This is a genomic window from Rhodococcus sp. T7, from assembly GCF_009872365.1.
Taxonomy (GTDB): domain Bacteria; phylum Actinomycetota; class Actinomycetes; order Mycobacteriales; family Mycobacteriaceae; genus Rhodococcus_F.
In genome coordinates, this window is the sequence record NZ_WXYH01000296.1 from 1 (window position 1) to 641 (window position 641).

1 protein-coding gene is annotated in these 641 nt (G+C 68.8%); it reads left to right on the forward strand.

Translation table 11 applies throughout. The annotated features are described in order from the left end of the window. Positions 1 to 219 precede the first annotated feature (219 nt). A partial coding sequence (locus tag MLGJGCBP_RS23715) for an Rv1733c family protein (protein WP_160098506.1) occupies positions 220 to 641 on the forward strand: 422 nt, incomplete at its 3' end.

Consider the following 641-nt stretch of genomic DNA (forward strand, 5'->3'; position numbering starts at 1 on the left):
TGCCACTGCCCAACAGACTCGACGAACTCACGCAGCGCCAGCACCGCGAGCCCCGCGACCTCACGCAGAGCACGTCGAGGATTACACCCGCGAACATTCCGGCTGACTGAAACACCCCGCTGAGCCTGTCCTGCACTCGCGGAGCAACGCGTCAGAACGCCGCGCCGATTCCGTCACAATCGAAGGAAAAGGGGAAGCGCAATCGCGTTAAAGGTGACCATGCCTCGGGAGGGACTGGCACCGGTGGCCGCACCGACCCGGTGGTGGCAGCTGCGCCCGTGGAACCACAACCACCTCATGCGCGCCAGCGACCGCGTCGAAGCCACCCTCCTGCTGCTCACCGCCACTGTGGTTCTGCTGCTGATCCCCGTCGCCGCCGCATACGGCACCGCGACCCACACCCGCCTCGAACAGCAAACCCACACGCTCCGCGCCAGCATCCGTCAGGTGCCCGCGGTCCTGCTCGAGGACACCTACCTCGCCCCCGACACCCCCGGCCATGCGATCCGTTCCGCCGGCACCCAGAACACCGCCCGCGCCCGCTGGACCACACCCCACGGGGAACGCACCGGAGCCGTCCCCACCGACACCCCCGGGAAGGCCGGGCAGACCGTCACCATCAGCGTCGACGCCGACGGCAA